The organism is Nocardioides sp. NPDC087217 (assembly GCF_044744805.1).
In the GTDB taxonomy this organism is placed as follows: Bacteria; Actinomycetota; Actinomycetes; order Propionibacteriales; family Nocardioidaceae; genus Nocardioides.
In genome coordinates, this window is record NZ_JBIUZB010000004.1 from 417,495 (window position 1) to 435,087 (window position 17,593).

The window sequence follows — 17,593 nt, forward strand, 5'->3', positions numbered from 1 at the left end:
TACCCCGGTACCTGATACGGCCGGAGAGAAGGAGCAGGCACGATGCCTACCCCGAAGAAGGGTGCCCGTTTCGGCGGTTCGCCCGCGCACCAGAAGCTGATCCTCTCGAACCTCGCCACCGCGCTGTTCGAGAACGGCCGCATCACCACCACCGAGGCCAAGGCTCGGCACCTCCGCCCCGTCGCGGAGAAGCTGATCACCAAGGCCAAGAAGGGTGACCTGCACAACCGTCGCGAGGTCCTCAAGACCATCCGCGACAAGTCCGTCGTGCACACCCTCTTCACCGAGATCGCCGAGCAGTTCGCGGAGCGTCCGGGTGGCTACACCCGGATCACCAAGATCGGTCCCCGCAAGGGCGACAACGCTCCGATGGCTGTGATCGAGCTCGTCAACGAGGCCTACGAGCCGAAGACCAAGGCTGCTCCGGCTGCCGCGGCTCCGGTTGCGGCCCCCGTCGAGGAGAAGGTCGAGGAGGCGCCGGTCGAGGAGACCGCTGCCGACGAGACCACCGAGGCCGCCGCCGAGGAGGCTCCCGCTGCGGAGACCACCGAGGACGAGGCCAAGGCCTGATCTGGTTCTGAACTGTGGCCCGTCACCCGCGAGGGTGGCGGGCCACTGTCATTTCTCGGCGGTCTGCTCGGATCGGGCCAGCAGCCAGCAGATGACCCCGCCGCCCACGATGGCCACCGTCGTCGCGACGGTGGAGAGCGCGGAGTACAGCTGCACCGTGGCGAAGTTGTCGAAGGACATCGCCGGCGTCAGCACGAGAGATATCGGCACCTGCACGACGATGAGCAGGAGATAGGTGATCGGCAGTCCGATCAACCAGCGTCGGCCGGTCCAGGCGGCACATCCCCAGCCGGCCAGGACCAGCAACAGAATCAGCGGTCCGAGAATGCCGGGGACGACCGGGTTGTAGAACTGGAACAGCTGGACGAGGCCGTACCAGAGCAAGGTGCTCAGCAGCCAGGACAGCATCGGCAGCACGATGCCGAGGAGCCGGGCAGTCGGGGTGCGCGCGATGTACGCTGCGCCGCCCGCCACCACGGCGTACAACAGCGCGTTGAGCACGATGGTCACGATGTTGACGATGCCCATGCTGGCCGCCGTGCCGCCGAGGAGGTACGTCAGGACGAACCCGACCATCGCGATCGTGACCTGAAGGATCAGCACCGCCACGATGACGACGATGGTGGTGCCCATGATCGAACGGGGAACGGAGCCCGAGACGTGGGTCGGTGGCAGCGGCGTCGGGGGCGGCGGGGGAGGCGGCGCGGCGTGGCTCATGGCAGGCAGCCTGCCGGACTCGCTGTGTGCCTGCCACCCCTTTCGGAGACGGGTTTCAGCGGTCGGCTGTCAGAGGCCGGCGAGGAAGGCGGCGCCGTCGAGGCTGCCGGGCTCGGCGCCGGTGCGGGCGATGTCGTGGACCGCGCGCTGGATTGCCTCGTTGACCGGGGTCGAGACGCCGTGGAGGCGACCGAGCAGCACGATCTCGCCGGAGAGGTAGTCGATCTCGACGCCGGTCCCGCGGGTGAGGCTCTGCCAGGTCGAGCTGTTGTTGGCACGGCCGCGTCCGGTGATGTGGCCGGCTCGCCGCGTACGGTCCTGGTCGGCGGTCACGACGCTGATCCCGGCGGCAGCGAGGGCGGCTTCCGCCTCGGCCAGGCAGCGGGCGTAGATCTCCTCGTCGCTGGGGCCGGGGGCGATCGCGGCGTTGATGCCGTTGCCGAGGTTGTTGAGGAGCTTGCGGTGCTTCCAGGCCATGATGTCGGCGCGCGGCTCGCTCAGGAACCCAGCCTTGACCAGGTCGTTCGCGATCTCGGTGGCGGTCTCGTCGATGCCGGTGGGGTAGCGGCCGATGTCGAGGATGCCGGGCGTGTTGCCAGAGTCCTGGACGACCGCGCCGGGGGTCAGGAAGGTGGCAGGGAGGATCACATGGATGGCGTACGTCCGGGCGAAGCGGCGCAGGATCCGCGGCTCGTTCGCGACGCCGTTCTGCATCGCTACGACCGGTGTGCCAGACGGGGCGAACGCCGCCAGGTCCTCGAGCGCGGCCTCGGTCTGCTGGCCCTTGACGCTGAGGAGGACGACGGTGTCCTCGGTCCAGGCGACCTGGCTCGCGTCCTCGACGGCGGGTACGTCGAGGGTGAGCACGCCGTCGGGAGTGTCGAGGGTGAGGCCCTGCTCGCGGATCACCCGGAGGTGCTCGCCGCGGGCCACGAGCGTGACGTCGACACCTGCACGGTGCAGCAGCCCGCCGGTTACCCCGCCGACAGCCCCGGCACCGAAGATCACATAGCGCATGCGCCGAGTCTGGCAAACGACGTGGTCGCTGCGAGAATGGGCCCGTGCGCATCAGGATCGACCTCGCCTACGACGGCACCATGTTCCACGGCTGGGCGACCCAGCCGGGGCTGCGTACGGTCCAGGGGGAGCTCCAGAACGCGCTGGCGACCGCGCTGCGGGTGCCGGCGACGGGGGAGCGGTCCCAGGTGTGGGTGACGGTCGCCGGGCGTACGGACTCGGGTGTGCACGCCCGCGGACAGGTCGCCCACTTCGACATCGACGCCGACGTGCTCGAGTCCTCGCGGGGACGGTCGGAGCAGTCGCCGCTGGACTCGCTGGTGCGCCGGCTGAACGGGATCCTCCCGGCCGACCTGCGCGTACGTGCCGCTGTCGAGGCGCCGGTGGGCTTCAACGCCCGGTTCTCGGCGCTGTGGCGACGCTACGTCTACCGGATCGTGGACGACCCGGCGTACGTCGACCCGCTGCTGCGCGGGCACGTGCTCTACCGGACCCGGCCGCTCGACCTGTCGCTGATGAACGTCGCCTCCGCCGACCTCATCGGGCTCAACGACTTCGCCAGCTTCTGCAAGCCGCGCGAGGGCGCGACCACGATCCGCGATCTGCGCCAGCTCAGCTGGGAGCGGCGCCCCGATGGGATCATCGAGGCGACGGTGCTCGCCGACGCCTTCTGCCACTCCATGGTGCGCTCGCTGGTCGGGTGCCTGATGGTGATCGGGGAGGGGCGCAAGGACGTCAGCTGGGCCAAGGAGTCGCTTGCCTCGCGTTCGCGGTCCTCGTCGATCCCGATCGCGCCGGCCAACGGCCTGACCCTCGAAGAGGTCGCCTACCCGCCCGACGAGCTGCTGGCGGCCCAGCACGAACGCACCATGAACCGCAGAGAGGCGAGCGAGCTTGACCGGGACTGACGACGAGCACTACTTCTCCGCCGACCCGTCGGTGCCCTTCGAGCGGATCCCCGTCTCGACGACCGTGTGGGACATGGACCTGTCGCTGGTCTCCGGGTCGGGCGTCTTCGCCAAGGGGCGCCTCGACATCGGCACCTCGGTGCTGTTCAAGGAGACCGAGCCGCCCTCGCTGAAGCCCGGCGCGCGGGTCCTCGACCTCGGCTGCGGCTACGGCATGATCGGGCTCGCCCTGGGACTCGCGGTGCCGGAGGCGTACGTCACCGGCGTCGACGTCAACGAGCGCGCGGTCCTGCTGGCCAACGAGAATGCGGCGAAGCTGGGTCTGGGCGACCGGTATCGCGCCGCGGTGCCCGCCGAGATCGACCCCGAGGTGACGTACGACGAGATCTGGAGCAACCCGCCGATCCGGATCGGCAAGCCGGCCCTCCACGAGCTGCTCCTCACCTGGCTCCCGCGTCTCGCCCCTGACGGCCGAGCGGTCATGGTCGTCGGCAAGAATCTCGGCGGCGACTCGCTGCAGCGCTGGATCACCGAGCAGGGCTACCCCACCACCCGCATCGGCAGCGCCAAGGGGTTCCGCGTCCTGGAGACCCGCCGCGCCTGAGGCTTCGCCACGGCGCGCGAGTCGACAGTTCGGTGACATCACCTGCGGAACGTGGACTCATGCGTCAGGCTCCGTGCGTGAGCGTGGACGAGGCGATAGCAGGATCCGGTACCGGGCGGGCGGGGTCGGTCCCACGACGCCTGCTCGTGCGCGTGGGGGCATCGGTCGGAAAGTCGTACGGCATCTTCGTGATCGGCATCGCGGTCGCGGTTGCCGGCGTGGTGCAGATCCGCTTCGCCAGCCTCGGGCCGGACTGGCTGCCTGACGAGAGCCGCCGGGCCTACGTCGAGGGCCAGGTGCTCACCGGTGCCGTGGCGCTCTGGGCGGTGGTCACCTTGCTCGCCGGTTTGATCGCGAGGGTCGCGATCCCCGCTCTCCTGACCGTCGTGGCGGCGGTGGTCATCTTCGCGACTGGCTTCGGCCCGGCTGACCAGGAGCTTGTCAGGCCGCTCTTCGATGCGGAGGGGCCGGGAGCGTTCCTGGGCGATCTCGGCCAGCTCCTGTTCGGACCACTTCTGCTCGCCCCGCTGATCGGAGCTCTGGTGATCCGTGACCTGTGGCGGCTGATCGCCTGGGTCGTGGGGGGAGTGCCGCGTCCCCTCTGGGTCGCTGTCGCCAAGGTGGCAATCCCGGTGCTGGCGTTGGTCGCCTCGGATGTTGCGTACGCCATCCACATGCGCGAGAAGATCGTTGACTCGACGATCGCGGTGCAGCTGCCAGGAGCGGACTCGGAGTGGCAGGTCGTTCAGGGATCACTGCAGATGACGGCCTGGCCGGAGTACGACGTAGTGGAGTACCGGATTCAGAGAGGTGGCGTGATCTGGGACGTGTTTCTCTTCCCGGACGACAGGGCTGGTTTCCGGCTATCCGGGGACATGGCTCGCGACGACGGATCCAACGCAGCCGAGATCTTCATGGAGATGGAGCCAGGCACACCCGGCGAGCTTGTCAGGGCCAACTGCTGGGCCTGCCCGGACTGATCGGCACAGGATCGCCTGCTCGGCGACTATGGCAGAGGGTCCGAGTTCGTGAATCGTTCACAAACTCGGATCCTCCGCCATAGTCAGGCGCAATCGTCGTAGGCGGGCGGACCAGCAGGGCCAAGGGCTTCCGCGTCCTGGAGACCCGCCGCGCCTGAACGGTCCAGATGCCGGTTTCCGCCGTCTCGCGCGTCTCGCGGCCGGTCGCGCCTGGTGCGCTGCGAGACTCCGCCCATGACCAACCGTGCGATGACGACTCCCGCACTGACGAACCGTCAGCGCCTGGCCCGCTCCTACCAGGCCTGGGGCGTCGCCGCGCTGGTGAGCCTGGTGACGGTGCTGCCTGTGTACGTTGCCGTGACGAGCTCCGGCATCGAGATGTCGCGGCTGGTGAGCGTGCCGGTGATGGTCGTCGTTGGGTTGATCGGGCCGGTGGTCGGAGCGTTCTTGAGCATGCGCGCCGGGCTGGGGCGGTTCTGCACCGGGGCCGCGTTCGTGATCATCGCGACCCCGATGACGAGCCTGCCGCTGCTGGCGATCCCGGCGTACGTCCTGGCACCCTGGATCGCCGTGGCGATCAGTGAGGAGCCGGTACCTCAGCGCCGGAACGGTTGAGCGCTCAGGCGGGGACCGGGTCCTTGGCCAGTCGGACCGGGAGGCGGTCGAGGCTGTAGACGACCGAGAGGTCGCGCCAGCCGAGGTCGCCGGGGTCGTCGGTGGCCATGGAGAGGTCGGGGAAGCGGCGGGCGAGGCCGGTGAGGGCGGCGCGGAGCTCCATGCGGGCCAGCTCGGCACCGACGCAGCGGTGCATGCCGTGGCCGAAGGCGAAGTGCATGGTGTCGGCGTTGCGGAGATCGAACTGCTCGGGCTTCGGCATCACCGCGGGGTCGCGGTTGGCGCCGGTGAGGCTGACCAGGACGACGGCGCCCTTCTTGACCGGCAGGCCGAAGAGATCGTGGTCCTCGCGGGCGAACCGCGGGAACGCGAGCTGCACCGGGCACAGGTAGCGGAGCAGCTCCTCGACGACCTTGTCGACCTCGGCCCGGTCGCCGGAGCGCAGGATCTCGTAAGCCTCCTGGTTCTGCATCAGGACGTAGGCGCCCATGGAGAGCATCGAGGCGGAGGTCTCGTAGCCGCCGAGGAAGACGCCGTCGGCGAGGCCGCCGAGCTCGACGTCGTCGTACTCCGCGCCCTTGTTGCGGATGATCTCGCCGATCATGCCGTCGCCGGGGTTGGCGCGCTGCTGGCGGACCTGCTCGATGAGGAACGTCCTGGTCTCGGTCGCCGCGCCGAAGGCTCCGGCGCCACCCTCGGAGAGGTCGAAACGGGCCATGCCGAGCTTGTGGAACTCGTCGCGTACGTCCTCGGGCATGCCCAGCAGCTCACAGATCACCCGGAACGGGATCTCGAAGCCGAAGTGGTGGACCAGGTCGACCTCGGGGCCGTGGGCCTCCATGCCGTCGAGGGCGTCGGTGACGATCCGGTCGATCATCTCGTTGAGACGGCCGAGGCGGCGCATGGTGAACTCCGGGGTCAGCAGCCCGCGGAGCTTGGTGTGGTCGGGCGGGTCGGTCATGCCGAGTCCGCCGATGCCCTCGGCGTCGGTGCGCTTGCGGGTGCCGAGCAGGTGGCGCATGTCGTTGGAGTAGGCGTTCTTGTCGGCCAGGACGTGCTTGGACTCGGCGTGCCCGGTGACCAGCACGATGTCGAGGCCGAGCACCGAGCCGAGCTTGGTGACCGGCGCCTGCTCGCGGCTCTCGGCGAGCAGCGGCACCGGGTCGACGCCGTCACGGCGTAGCGGGAAGGTCAGGTGCTCGGGGATCTTGCGCAGCGTGGTGATGTCGGGAATCGGCGACTCCTTGCCCCGCATCGCGAACTGCAGGGCAAACTTGCGGACACGCTCCGTCAGCGGTCGCGTCATCGCCCGTCCAAAGGAACGTAGCTGGGCAGCAATCGGCATGCGGCCAGTCTGGACCATCGTCAATCGACGGTCATCAGGAATACCCCTGGTTTGACCGTGTGTCTTGGCTCACCCTTCAGAATCGCGTCGGATCACCCGTGGAGCACGGTCCTGAACAGCGCACACGTCTCCTCGATCGCCAGCTGTGCGGCCTGCGAAAGATGGCCCATGGCGAAGAAGCCGTGGATGAGACCGTCGCAGTGGCGGTACGTCGTCGGGACCCCCGAGCTCTCCAGCGCCTTGGCGTACGCGATGCCCTCGTCGCGCAGCGGGTCGAACTCCGCGGTCACCACGACCGCCGGCGCCAGGCCCTCCAGGTTGCCCTTGATCGGGCTCAGCCGCGGGTCGGCGCGATCGGCGTCGCCCACGTAGTTGTCCGAGAACCACTTCATCGTCGGCAGCTCGAGGAAGTAGCCGTGGCCGTTCTCCGCGTACGACGGGTAGCCGCTGGTCATGTCGATCCCCGGGTAGATCAGCAGCTGTCCCGCGAGCTCGCGTCCTTCGTCGCGGAAGGCCTGGGCTACCACGGCCGACAGGTTGCCGCCGGCGCTGTCGCCGGCGACCGCGACCCGGCCGTCACCACCGAGCGTCGCGGCGTTGTCGCTGACCCAGCGAGCGGCGGCCACCGCGTCGTCGTAGGCGGCGGGGAAGGGGTGCTCCGGGGCGAGCCGGTAGTCCACCGCGACGACCACGGCGTCGCAGATGGTGGCGAGGTTGCGGGCCTGGTCCTCGTGGGTGTCGAGGTCGCCGACGACCCAGCCGCCGCCGTGGAACATCACGATCGTGGGCAGCGGCCCCTGCGTGGTGGGCCGGTAGATGCGTACGTCCAGGTCGCCCGCCGGCCCTGGGATCACCCCGCTCTCCACCGATCCGACCGGTGGAAGCGGGATGCCCTCGCCCAACGCACGGTAGAGCGCTCGTGCCGTCGGCGGGTCGAAGGACTCCAGGGGCTGGCCCTTCGCGAAGAGGGTGAGCAGGTCAGCGATCTGGCTGTCGAGCGGAGGCATGGCGTCAGTCATATCGCTATTCGCCAAAATGTGTCGAGCGTCACGTTCTACTGATGGGACCGCTCGACCCAAGAACGTCTGTGGAGCCGATACGGAATAACCATTCGACACGGGTGCCAGACTGGACGGCTGTGGGACATGTGGACGTTGCTGGAGTGAGTTTCCAGCTGCCTGACGGACGAGTGCTGCTCGACGACGTCTCCTTCCGGGTAGGTGAGGGCGCGAAGGTCGCGCTGGTCGGCGCCAACGGCGCGGGAAAGACGACGCTGCTGCGGATCGTCACCGGTGAGCTGACCCCGACGACGGGATCCGTCGTGCGCTCGGGCGGCCTCGGGGTGATGCGGCAGATGGTCGGCAAGGGCTCCTCGACCGTCGGTGAGCTGCTGCTCTCGGTGGCGCCCGCGCGGGTGCGCGAGGCGGCGGCCGCGGTGGAGGCGTGCGAGCTGGAGCTGATGTCGTCGGAGGACGAGCGGCTGCAGATGCGCTACGCGACCGCGCTGGCCGAGTACGCCGACGCAGGCGGCTACGACATCGAGGTCGTCTGGGACGTGTGCACCATGGCCGGGCTCGGGGTGCCGTACGACCGCGCCCGCTACCGCTCCCTGGACACCCTGTCCGGCGGCGAGCAGAAGCGGCTGGTGCTCGAGTATCTGCTGCGTGGTCCCGACGAGGTGCTGCTGCTCGACGAGCCGGACAACTTCCTCGACGTCCCCGGCAAGATCTGGCTGGAGCAGCGCATCCGGGAGTCTCCGAAGACGATCCTCTACGTCAGTCACGACCGTGAGCTGCTGGACAACACCGCGACCAGGGTGGTCACGGTCGAGCTCGGCGCGTCCGGCGCCGGCAACAGCACGTGGACGCATCCTGGTGGTTTCGCCTCCTACCACGAGGCCCGCAAGGACCGGTTCCTGCGGTTCGAGGAGCAGCGTCGTCGCTGGGACGAGGAACACGCCAAGATCAAGGCGCTGGTCCTGCGGCTGAAGGTCAAGTCGGAGTACAACGACGGGATGTCCAGCCAGTACAAGGCGGCCCAGACACGGCTCCGGAAGTTCGAGGAGGCCGGGCCGCCCGTCGAGCAGCCACGGGAGCAGGCGGTGCAGATGCGGCTGCGCGGCGGGCGCACCGGCAAGCGGGCGGTGGTCTGCGAGGCGCTCGAGCTCACCGGGCTGATGAGCCCGTTCGACCTGGAGGTCTGGTACGGCGAGCGGGTTGCCGTGCTCGGCTCCAACGGCTCGGGTAAGTCCCACTTTCTGCGGCTGCTCGCCCGCGGCGGCACCGACCCGGACGTGGAGCACCGCCCGGTCGAGGACACCCCCATCGAGCCGGTCCGCCACCGTGGGAAGGCCAAGCTCGGTGCCCGCGTGCGGCCGGGCTGGTTCGTGCAGACCCATGCCCATCCGGAGCTGGTGGGACGTACGCTGCTCGACATCCTGCACCGCGGCGAGGCCACGCCGGACGGGCGGGGGCGCACGGGTATGGGTCGCGAGGCGGCCTCGCGGGTGCTCGACCGCTACGAGCTCGCGCACGCCGCGGAGCAGACCTTCGACTCGCTCTCGGGCGGGCAGCAGGCGCGCTTCCAGATCCTTCTGCTCGAGCTCAGCGGCGCCACCCTGCTGCTGCTCGACGAGCCGACAGACAACCTCGACGTCCAGTCCGCCGAGGCGCTCGAAGCCGGGCTGGAGTCGTTCGAGGGCACCGTCATCGCGGTCACGCACGACCGCTGGTTCGCCCGTGGCTTCGACCGCTTCCTGGTCTACGGCGCCAACGGTGATGTCTATGAGTCCCCGGAGCCGGTCTGGGACGAGACGAGAGTGGAGAGGTCCCGATGAGTGAGCTGGTGATCGAGCGCGTCGACCCGTTTGACGACGACGCCTTCGACGCGTGGTACGACGTGATGACCGCGTCGTGGCTCGACGTACGCGGCCCCGACGCGGATCTGTGGGCGCGTGAGGAGCAGCGAGTCGAGCTGCAGCAGCAGACCGAGAAGACCGACCGTCGTGCCTACCTCGGGCGTGTCGGCGGGGAGGCGGTCGCCGCCGCCTGGATGGCCATGCCGCTGCTCGACAACCTCCACCGGGCGACCTTGGTGGTGGCGGTGCTGCCGGACCACCGCAGGCAGGGACACGGCACCGCTCTGCTCGACCACGTCGAGGCGGAGGCCCGCGCCCAGGGGCGTACGTCGTTCACGGGTGAGGTCTGGTGGCCCTGGCCGCTCGGTTCCGGCGGTGAGGGATCGCCGGGGCGGGACTTCGGGATCGCACGGGGCTATGCGCCCGCCCTGGTCGAGGTACGCCGCCTGCTGCGGCTCCCGGTGGCGGACGACGTCCTCGACCGGCTGGCGGCGGAGGCCGCCGAGAAGCACGGCGACTACACGCTGCGCTCCTGGGTCGGCCCGGTGCCCGACGACATCGTGGAGAGCTGGGCGGTGCTCGACGCCAGCCTGGAGACCGAGGCGCCGACCGGCGACCTGGACATCGAGGCACTCGAGCCCGACGTGGCGAAGGTGCGCGAGACCGAGGAGCTGGTCGCGGCCCAGAAGCGGACCCTCTACCACTCGGTCGCGCTGGACGCCGACGGCCGGGTGGTGGCGTACACGGTGATCGGCTACTCGAGCTTGGACGGCAACAGCTATCAATGGGGCACCTTGGTCGAAGGGGCTCACCGGGGCCACCGGCTCGGCCTGGCGGTCAAGGTCGCCAACCTGAGGTTGCTCCAGGCCGAGCGGCCGGAGGTGCCGACCCTGGCGACCTACAACGCCGAGGTCAACGCCCACATGATCCAGGTCAACGAGGCCATGGGCTTCGAGCCGGTCGAGTGGCTCTGCAGCATCCAGAAGCAGGTCTCCTGAGTCGCAACGGGGGCGAGCGCCTCATACCCGATCGGTGTCGGGTATGAGGCGCTCGGTGGTTGGCACCCCGCGACGCTGAGTCCCGCAGGGGCCCAGCGTCTTGCGGGGAGATCAGGTTGCGTCGGAGTCCAGGGTGATCTTGGCGCTCTGCTCCTTGCCGTCGCGAGACCAGGTCACCTCGACCTCGTCGCCGGGGCGATAGGAGCGGACCGTGGCGACCAGCGAGTCGGAGCCGTTGATCTGGTGGTCGTCGACCTTGGTGATCGTGTCACCCTTCTTCAGCCCGGCCTTCTCGGCGGCGCTGTCCGCGGTGACCTCCTGCACGACGGCACCGGTGACGGTGTTCTCACCGGACTGGGCTGCGGAGCTGTCGCCCACCGAGATCCCCATCCGGGCGTGGGTGGCCTCGTCTCCAGCCTTGAGCTGGTCGATGATCGGGAGCACCTCGTCGATCGGGATCGCGAAACCGAGGCCGATGGAGCCGGCCTCCTCGCTGGAGGAGGAGTTGGACCTGATCGAGGCGTTGATGCCGACGACGTTGCCGTTCATGTCGACCAGCGCCCCACCGGAGTTGCCGGGGTTGATGGCGGCGTCGGTCTGGATCGCCGGGTAGACGGTCGCGTTGCCGGAGGAGTCCGAACCGACGTTGACCGGGCGGTCCAGGGCGCTGACGATGCCGGTGGTGACGGTCGAGTCCAGGCCGTACGGGGACCCGATCGCGACAACGTCCTGCCCGACCACGAGGTTGCTGGACTTGCCGATCGTCGCCGGGGTGAGGCCGGAGACGTTCTCGGCCTGGATCACCGCGGTGTCGGTGAGCGGGTCGGTGCCGACCACCTTGGCCGAGGCCGAGGTGCCGTCGCTGAAGTCGACGGTGATCGAGGAGCCCTGCTGCTGCTCCTGCCCCTGGTCCTGGTCCTGGTCGGGCGAGCCGGGGAATCCGGGGTTGGTCTCCTGGGTGCTCTCGGAGGAGAGGTCGACGACGTGGTTGTTGGTCAGGATCAGCCCGTCGGAGGAGAGGATGATCCCCGAACCCGACCCACTGCCGGCCTGGCCAGAGACCTCGATCTTGACCACCGAGGGCAGCACCTTGGCCGCGACCTTCTCGGCGGTGCCCTCAGGTGCGTTGCTGTCGACGACCTGGGAGCCGGTCGCCGAGCTGCCGCCGTTCCGGGCGCCGTCCCCCTGGGTTGAGTAGAACAGGGCCGCGCCACCGAAGCCGGCACCGCCGCCGAGCACGAGGGCGCCGACGAGTGCCGTGGCGGCGAGCGTGGCCCGGCGCGTCTTCGGCTTGGGGGTCGTGGCGAGGGCCGCCGGGGCCGTCGACAGGACTGCGGTCGGAGCCACCCCGGGAGGCGGGGTGGTCGGAGCGGCGGGGGGCGGAGGCGTCGCGGTTGCGTCGGCACCCGGGGGTGCCCACTGCGGCGGGGTCCCACCGGGCTGCTGCTGAGGAGTGGGTTCGGTCATGTCATTCAGTGTGCTCAGCGTCGCTGTGAACCTGCTGAGACTGGGCTATGCGGTCTCGAAGAGATGCCTCAGGATCCGATCGGCTCCGCGAGCCGGTCGACGCGTACGCCTGGCCGGTCGAAGCCCAGCCCCAGCATCGCGTTCTCCCGGGCCGAGTCGGGGCGCCCGGCGCCGAGGCCCAGCGTTGTCCGGCATGACGAGCGTGTCGTAGTCCGCGCTCTCGACGCGGCGGGCGAGGTCGCTCCAGGCGGCGCCCGTGGGCGCCTGAGCCGCGACGACGCCGAAGCGGAAGGGTCTGGTCTCAGGTGTGGTGGTCATGCCTCCAGGCTGGTCGGCGTACGCAGATTCGCGCAGCCCTACTCGGCCTCGATCCGCAGGGTCACCTGCTTGAGCAGAGCCGCCAGCTCCGTACGCCGCTCCGGGCTCAGCGTCTCCAGCAGTCTGGTCTCGGCCTCGCCCCGAAGGTCCATCGCCCGTCGCCAGATCTCGATGCCGGCCTTCGTCGCCTCGACGCTGATCTTGCGACGGTCCTCCACCGAGGCCGTCCGCCGCACCCACCCGGCCTTCTCCATACTGTCGAGCCGGCCCGTCATCCCGGCCGGGCTGATCCCCAGATCCTTCGCGAGCGTCGTGGGGGAGGCGTGTCCAGGGGTGTCACGGATCATCAGCTCGTGCAGTGTCATGTACTCGAAGTCGGCGAGCCCGACCGCGCTCGCCGCGTCGGCACGAGCGTCGTTGAAGAACTTCGAGATGCGGCCGATGCGTACGGTGATCGCCTCGATCTCGTCGTCGAAGTCGATGTCGATCCAGTGGTCACGCCAGCGGGCGACGTGACGGTCGGCAGCGTCTTCGTTGAGGTCGCCGTCGAACGTGTCGGAGGGTCTCGGGTCGGACATGGCTCGACCTTACCCTTCGCTCGCTGATAATTCGTTGACGAATAATTCGTCGGCGAAGTACTTTGGGATCATGACCGCCACGACCGAACCGCCAAGCCCGCCACCGACCCAGCGTCGGTCGCCGTTGAGGCACCGCAACTTCCGCCGGCTCGTGACCGGGACGGCGGCTTCGTCGCTGGGCAACGCGATCACGCCGATCGCGCTGGCGTTCGCGGTGCTCGACCTCGGCGGGACCGTCACCCAGCTGGGCATCGTGGAGGCCGTCTTCGCGACCTGCCAGGTGGTGACCACGCTGGCCGGGGGAGTGCTCGGCGACCGGGTCTCGCGCAAGGTGATGATGGAGGGCACGGCCGCGATCAGTGCCGTGGTGACCGGTGCACTGGCTGCGACGGTGATCCTCGGGATCGCGACGATCCCGTCGATCGCGGTGATGGGCGGGCTCGCGGGCATCGTCGCCGCGCTCAACCAGCCCTCAGCGATGGCGATGACCAAGGTCGTCGTGCCCGCGGAGGATCTCGGCGCCGCCGTCTCGCTCCGGTCGCTGCTCCAGACCACGGCCTCGACCATCGGCTACGCCCTCGGCGGGGTGCTCGTCGCGGCCGTCGGTCCCGGCTGGGCGATCACGGTCGACGCGCTCACCTTCGCCGTCGCGGCCGTTGCATACGCCGGCATGCGTGTGCCCCATGAGCGCCCGCCCCACAAGGCGTCGATGCTCGGCGACCTGGCCGAGGGCTTCCGCGAGGTGATGCGGCACTCGTGGCTGTGGTTCCTCATTCTGCAGGCGCTGCTCTACCACCTGTTCTGGTCGGGGGCGCACAGCGTGCTCGGCCCGATCGTGGTCGGCGAGGGCATCGGCCGGGCGTCGTGGGGCTTCGCGCTCGCCGCCCTGATGGCCGGCTTCTTCGTCGGCGGCCTGTTCTGCCTGAGGTTCCGCCCGCGCCGGCTGCTCTCGGTGGGCGTGTTCTTCCTCGCGATGACCGGTCTCTTCCCGATCTCGATGGCGGTCTCCGACACGCTCTGGCCGATCCTCCTGGGCGCGTTCCTGCACGGGTTCGGCCTGCAGGTCTTCGACATCTTCTGGCAGATCGCGATCCAGCAGGAGATCCCCGAGGAGAAGCTCTCCCGGGTCTACTCCTTCGACATCGTCGGCTCGTTCGTCGCCCGCCCCGTGGGGCTCGCGCTCGTCGGCCCGGTCGCTGTCGCGGTGGGCTTCGACACCTGGCTACTCGTGGTCGCCGCGGTGATCTCCGGCAGTGCTCTGCTGTCGTTCTCCTTCGCGGGCGTACGCCGTCTGGAGCGCGCGCCCGACCAGGTCTAGAGCGGGAGGCCGAGCGCGACCAGGTCCTTGCGGAGCTTCTCGGCCCCGGTGAACTGGATCGCCTGCATGCCCAGCGCTGCGGCGGCGGCCACGTTGGCGACGCTGTCGTCGATGAACACCAGCCGCTCCAGCGGCATCCCGGCGCGCTCGGCGACGAGCCGGTAGATCGCCGGGTCGGGCTTGGCCAGGCGCACCTCGCCGGAGACGACGACGTCGCCGAGCAGCTCGATCACGTTGTACGTCGCCGGAGCGTGCGGATAGAGCTCGGCCGACCAGTTGGTCAGTCCGAGCTGGGGGACCCCGGCCGCGGCGAGCTCGCGGACCATCTCATGGGTGCCGGGGACCGGGCCGAGCAAGGAGAGCGGGAAGTTGTCGACGTACGCCGCTCCGGCCGCGAGCCACTCCGGCGCCGCCTCCTCGAGCACCGTGAGCGCCTGGGCCCAGGTGCGGCCGGCGTCCTGGACGTGGTTCCACGACCCGAAGTCGAAGGACTCCATGAACCTGCGGGCATCGGCGTCCCCGACTCCGGCCGCGATCGCCGGGAGCGGGTCCCACCGGATCAGGACGTTCCCGAAATCCCAGACAACCCCGTCCACCACGGGGGTGGACGGGGTCTGCGTGCCGGGGACGGTCACTTCCAGCGAACGTCGCGCGGGACGAAGGTGAGTCCGCGCTCGCCGGTGTAGATCTGCTTCGGACGGGCGATCTTCTGCTCCTTGTCCTGGACGAGCTCCAGCCACTGGGAGAGCCAGCCCGGCGTGCGCCCGATGGCGAACAGCACGGTGAACATCTCCGGCGGGAACTCCAGGGCCTCATAGATCAGGCCGGAGTAGAAGTCGACGTTCGGGTAGAGCTTGCGCTTGACGAAGTACTCGTCCTCGAGCGCGATCTTCTCCAGCTCCATCGCGATGTTGAGCAGCGGGTTGGTGCCCGTGACCTCGAAGACGTTGAGCGCCTGCTGCTTGATGATCGTGGCGCGCGGGTCGTAGTTCTTGTAGACCCGGTGGCCGAAGCCCATCAGCCGCTCGTTGCCGGCCTTGACGCCCTCGATGAAGGCGGGGATGTTCTCCACCTTGCCGATGCGGCGCAGCATCCGGAGCACGGCCTCGTTGGCGCCGCCGTGGAGCGGGCCGAAGAGGGCGCCGACGCCGGCAGCCACCGAGGAGTAGGGGTCGACCTGGGTCGAGCCCACGCTGCGGACGGCGTTGGCCGAGGCGTTCTGCTCGTGGTCGGCGTGCAGGATGAAGAGCGTGTCGAGCGCCTTCTCGATGCGGTCGTCCGAGGCGTACTTGCTCTCGCTCATCTTGAAGAGCATGGAGAGGAAGTTGCCGGTGTAGGACAGGTCGTTGTCCGGGTAGACGTACGGCTTGCCCTGCGCGTGCCGGAACGCCCACGCACCCAGCGTCGGCATCTTGGCGATCAGTCGGATGATCTGCAGGCGACGGTTGTCGGGGTCGGAGATGTTCGCGGCGTCCGGGTAGAACGTCGACATCGCACCGACCGACGCCATGAGCATGCCCATCGGGTGGGCGTCATAGCGGAAGCCCTGCATGAACTCCTTGATGTTCTCGTGCACGAACGTGTGGAAGGTGATCTCGTGCACCCACGCGTCGTACTCCTCCTTGGTCGGCAGCGCGCCGTGGACCAGGAGATAGGAGACCTCCAGGAAGCTCGACTTCTCGGCGAGCTGCTCGATGGGATAGCCCCGATACTCGAGCACGCCCTTGTCACCGTCGATATAGGTGACGGAAGATCGGCAGGAAGCGGTGTTGACGAAGCCGGGGTCATAGACGGCCAGGCCAGGACCTTCTTCGTGGGTGGCCGGGTCAGCGGCCTTGATCTTCCCCAGGTCGGCGGCGCGGATGGTGCCGTCGGTGATCGGGATGTCGTACTCCACCCCGGTGCGGTTGTCACGCACTGTTAGAGATTCGGTCACGATCAGCAACGGTAACCCTCTTGAAATCCCCTACGTAACTCGGCGTCCCACCCATTGGCCGATTTCGACTCAGAGTCGGAACCTGTCCCGCGCCGGTTTGGTGTCGCTGGACGGCTCGTCGTCGCCGAACCGGGTCAGCGCATCGCGCAGCCGATGGAGGTCGAGAGCGGTCTGCACCGACCGCTCGTTGAGGGTGTCGTCCTCTCCTCGGAGCGCACGCAGCGCATCCTGGACCTCGGTCTCGCTCGGCTCCCCGGTCATGGGGACATAATCTAGGTGCCCGGACCAAGACCCGCCTAGTGCGGATCGCCCACGACCTGCTGTTCGGTGCCGTGAGCCACACGCCACAGCAGCAGCGTGACCGCCGCGCGCTGCCGTCCACGCCCCTTGGTGGGCGCGTAGCCGAGCTGTCCACTCAGCCAGGTCAGCCGCTCCTGCAGCGTCGAATGGTGCACATGGAGCATCGCGGCCGACTGCCTCAGACTCGGCTGGTCGAGCACCGCGTGGAGGGTGTCCACGACCCACGGATGCCCAGCGAGCAGCTCATCCAAGCGTCGTACGTCGCCCACGCCCGCCGCCTCGTCGGCGCTGATCCGCTCGGCGATGACGGCAAGTGCCCCGAGGTCGTCGTAGCGGACCATCGCGGGCGCGAGACCGCCGACGTCGGCAGCCAGCCGGAGGGCCGTACGTGCCTGCTCCAGCGCGGTCGGCAGCTGCAGCGGGTCGGGGGCGACGGCGGCGCCGGCGCGGACGCCCTCCGGGATGGAGGGCGTGCCGGGAAGCAGCGCGACCACCAGGGCGCCGACGGTGCTGATCAGTGTCGCTCGCAGGTGGGCCGAGGTGCTCAGCACGACCGTGATGGGGCCGCTCAGGCCGAGCCGGGCGACCGCGTCGCGTCGGTCGGCGTCGGTCGCGTCGGGGTCGCACGCGATCCTGACCAGCCCGCTCGTCGAGGGATCGGACGAGCCCGTGCTGAGCGCCTGCAGGGCGCGGGCGGCACGCTCGAGGATGAGCGCGTCGAGCGGGCCGTCGCCCCCGGTGCGCTCGAGCCAGAGCCAGGAGCCGGGCTGCCCGGGGATCGGCTCGTGGCGCCAGTTGCCCTCGGCCTCACCGGCCAGCGCGCGGCCGTCGGCCGCGAACCGCTTGACGAGGCCCCGCGCGGCGTCGTGGAGTCCCGCGGGGGAGCCGGCCAGCGCCGCCGCGGCGCGCACGACCGCGGCGGTCGACGTCCGTTCGTCCACGAGCCGGTCGAAGTGGTCGATGACGCGCAGCGCACTGGCCGTGTCGTCATCGACCACCTCGAGCTTGCCGATCAGATCTCGCACCTGGAACCTCCCCTCGCCACTATCGCCCACGGGACGCGAG

At 69.4% G+C, this 17,593-nt stretch carries 19 protein-coding genes; 8 read left to right on the plus strand and 11 right to left on the minus strand.

What is annotated here, in order from left to right:
- The first annotated feature begins 42 nt into the window (after positions 1 to 42).
- Positions 43 to 570, plus strand: a complete 528-nt coding sequence (gene rplQ / locus ACIO3S_RS20200; protein WP_160027046.1) for a 50S ribosomal protein L17 — start codon at positions 43 to 45, stop codon at positions 568 to 570.
- A 48-nt stretch (positions 571 to 618) separates the two neighbouring features.
- Here rplQ and ACIO3S_RS20205 read toward each other — a convergent pair whose 3' ends face one another.
- Together ACIO3S_RS20205 and ACIO3S_RS20210 are read right to left on the minus strand one after the other, a co-directional pair.
- Positions 619 to 1,287, minus strand: coding sequence for a hypothetical protein (locus ACIO3S_RS20205; RefSeq protein ID WP_400467397.1), 669 nt, complete (start codon positions 1,285 to 1,287; stop codon positions 619 to 621).
- A gap of 69 nt (positions 1,288 to 1,356) precedes the next feature.
- Positions 1,357 to 2,304, minus strand: a complete 948-nt coding sequence (locus ACIO3S_RS20210; RefSeq protein WP_400467399.1) for a ketopantoate reductase family protein — start codon at positions 2,302 to 2,304, stop codon at positions 1,357 to 1,359.
- Positions 2,305 to 2,348: 44 nt separating this feature from the next.
- Between ACIO3S_RS20210 and truA the strand changes: the two genes are divergently transcribed.
- From truA to ACIO3S_RS20230, 4 genes are all read left to right on the plus strand, one after another.
- A complete protein-coding gene (gene truA / locus ACIO3S_RS20215) occupies positions 2,349 to 3,212 on the plus strand; it encodes a tRNA pseudouridine(38-40) synthase TruA (RefSeq protein WP_160027052.1) in 864 nt (287 codons plus the stop codon).
- Entirely contained in the window at positions 3,199 to 3,816 is a 618-nt protein-coding gene (locus ACIO3S_RS20220; RefSeq protein WP_350840774.1) for a methyltransferase, read from the plus strand. Before truA ends, ACIO3S_RS20220 begins: the two co-directional genes overlap by 14 nt.
- A gap of 77 nt (positions 3,817 to 3,893) precedes the next feature.
- Positions 3,894 to 4,796, plus strand: a complete 903-nt coding sequence (locus ACIO3S_RS20225) for a hypothetical protein (protein ID WP_400467401.1) — start codon at positions 3,894 to 3,896, stop codon at positions 4,794 to 4,796.
- Positions 4,797 to 5,030: 234 nt separating this feature from the next.
- Complete coding sequence (locus tag ACIO3S_RS20230) at positions 5,031 to 5,411, plus strand: hypothetical protein (RefSeq protein ID WP_400467403.1); 381 nt, start codon at positions 5,031 to 5,033, stop codon at positions 5,409 to 5,411.
- A gap of 4 nt (positions 5,412 to 5,415) precedes the next feature.
- Here ACIO3S_RS20230 and ACIO3S_RS20235 read toward each other — a convergent pair whose 3' ends face one another.
- On the minus strand, positions 5,416 to 6,717 hold the full coding sequence (locus tag ACIO3S_RS20235; protein WP_400467405.1) for a cytochrome P450: 1,302 nt from the start codon (positions 6,715 to 6,717) through the stop codon (positions 5,416 to 5,418).
- Positions 6,718 to 6,848: 131 nt separating this feature from the next.
- A complete protein-coding gene (locus ACIO3S_RS20240) occupies positions 6,849 to 7,775 on the minus strand; it encodes an alpha/beta hydrolase (protein ID WP_400467407.1) in 927 nt (308 codons plus the stop codon).
- Positions 7,776 to 7,894: 119 nt separating this feature from the next.
- On the opposite strand from ACIO3S_RS20240, the gene ACIO3S_RS20245 reads away from it, so the two are divergent.
- Positions 7,895 to 9,592: an ABC-F family ATP-binding cassette domain-containing protein gene (locus ACIO3S_RS20245; protein WP_400467408.1), complete on the plus strand. Its 1,698-nt coding sequence runs from the start codon at positions 7,895 to 7,897 to the stop codon at positions 9,590 to 9,592.
- A complete protein-coding gene (locus tag ACIO3S_RS20250) occupies positions 9,589 to 10,611 on the plus strand; it encodes a GNAT family N-acetyltransferase (RefSeq protein ID WP_400467410.1) in 1,023 nt (340 codons plus the stop codon). The genes ACIO3S_RS20245 and ACIO3S_RS20250 overlap by 4 nt, the downstream gene beginning before the upstream one ends.
- A gap of 111 nt (positions 10,612 to 10,722) precedes the next feature.
- Here the strand turns inward: ACIO3S_RS20250 and ACIO3S_RS20255 are convergent, their stop codons facing one another.
- Genes ACIO3S_RS20255 through ACIO3S_RS20265 form a run of 3 tightly spaced genes read right to left on the minus strand, consistent with a single transcriptional unit; the run spans position 10,723 to position 12,974 of the window.
- Entirely contained in the window at positions 10,723 to 12,078 is a 1,356-nt protein-coding gene (locus ACIO3S_RS20255) for a S1C family serine protease (protein ID WP_400467412.1), read from the minus strand.
- Positions 12,079 to 12,123: 45 nt separating this feature from the next.
- Entirely contained in the window at positions 12,124 to 12,396 is a 273-nt protein-coding gene (locus tag ACIO3S_RS20260; RefSeq protein ID WP_400467414.1) for a hypothetical protein, read from the minus strand.
- Between the two features lie 38 nt (positions 12,397 to 12,434).
- Positions 12,435 to 12,974 carry a MarR family transcriptional regulator gene (locus tag ACIO3S_RS20265; protein ID WP_160027069.1) on the minus strand — a complete coding sequence of 180 codons (540 nt, stop codon included), beginning with the start codon at positions 12,972 to 12,974 and terminating at the stop codon, positions 12,435 to 12,437.
- A gap of 70 nt (positions 12,975 to 13,044) precedes the next feature.
- On the opposite strand from ACIO3S_RS20265, the gene ACIO3S_RS20270 reads away from it, so the two are divergent.
- Positions 13,045 to 14,292 (plus strand): MFS transporter, encoded by a 1,248-nt coding sequence (locus ACIO3S_RS20270; protein ID WP_400467416.1) that lies wholly within the window; start codon positions 13,045 to 13,047, stop codon positions 14,290 to 14,292.
- Here ACIO3S_RS20270 and ACIO3S_RS20275 read toward each other — a convergent pair.
- From ACIO3S_RS20275 to ACIO3S_RS20290, 4 genes are all read right to left on the minus strand, one after another.
- The gene (locus ACIO3S_RS20275; protein ID WP_400467418.1) at positions 14,289 to 14,927 is read right to left on the minus strand and encodes an HAD-IA family hydrolase; all 639 of its coding nucleotides are present in this window, start codon (positions 14,925 to 14,927) and stop codon (positions 14,289 to 14,291) included. The two genes, ACIO3S_RS20270 and ACIO3S_RS20275, sit on opposite strands and share 4 nt — an antisense overlap.
- Positions 14,924 to 16,228, minus strand: a complete 1,305-nt coding sequence (locus ACIO3S_RS20280) for a citrate synthase (RefSeq protein ID WP_400467420.1) — start codon at positions 16,226 to 16,228, stop codon at positions 14,924 to 14,926. The genes ACIO3S_RS20275 and ACIO3S_RS20280 overlap by 4 nt, the downstream gene beginning before the upstream one ends.
- Positions 16,229 to 16,297: 69 nt before the next feature.
- Positions 16,298 to 16,489, minus strand: a complete 192-nt coding sequence (locus ACIO3S_RS20285; protein ID WP_350840797.1) for a hypothetical protein — start codon at positions 16,487 to 16,489, stop codon at positions 16,298 to 16,300.
- 35 nt (positions 16,490 to 16,524) lie between these two features.
- Positions 16,525 to 17,553: a helix-turn-helix domain-containing protein gene (locus tag ACIO3S_RS20290; protein ID WP_400467422.1), complete on the minus strand. Its 1,029-nt coding sequence runs from the start codon at positions 17,551 to 17,553 to the stop codon at positions 16,525 to 16,527.
- Positions 17,554 to 17,593 lie beyond the last annotated feature (40 nt).